We start from the raw sequence: 494 nt of genomic DNA, 5'->3' as shown, positions 1-494 counted from the left end.
GTAATTATACCATTAATAAAAGAAGTTTTCTATGTCCTGTAAAATAATATTAAAATCGTTAAAACTTGTTTTAGTATCCGGCAAAGCCTGTCTAAATAAACTACCATAGGCTTTTTTCAGGATACGCCCGTCAAGAACCGCTACAACGCCCTTGTCGGCGCTTCGGCGCATAAGTCTGCCAAAACCCTGCTTAAACTTCATGACAGCCTGAGGCAGGGAAAGCTCCATAAAAGGGTTTCCGCCGCGTTTTTCCACAGCCTCCCTGCGCGCCTCGTGGACTGGGTCTCCGGGGGTGCGGAAGGGCAGGCGGCAGATAATGACTAACCGCAGGGTGTCGCCTGGCGCGTCTACCCCTTCCCAGAACGAGTCTGTGGCAAACAGGCAGGAGCTTTCATCGGATAAAAAGGCTTGTAGCAGGCGTGTGCGGTCGTCATCGCCCTGTTTCAGGCAGCGTATGCCCATTGGTGTAAGTTCCTCTACGGCGGCGTTGTAAC

1 protein-coding gene is annotated in these 494 nt (G+C 51.0%); it reads right to left on the bottom strand.

What is annotated here, in order from left to right; translation table 11 throughout:
- Positions 1–12: 12 nt before the first annotated feature.
- The coding region (locus tag ACYVTD_RS16345; RefSeq protein ID WP_461248727.1) for an ATP-dependent DNA helicase at positions 13–494 on the bottom strand (482 nt) is incomplete at its 5' end.

The sequence above is a fragment of the Treponema sp. R6D11 genome (genome assembly GCF_054786075.1).
This window is presented reverse-complemented; position numbering and strand designations above follow the sequence as displayed.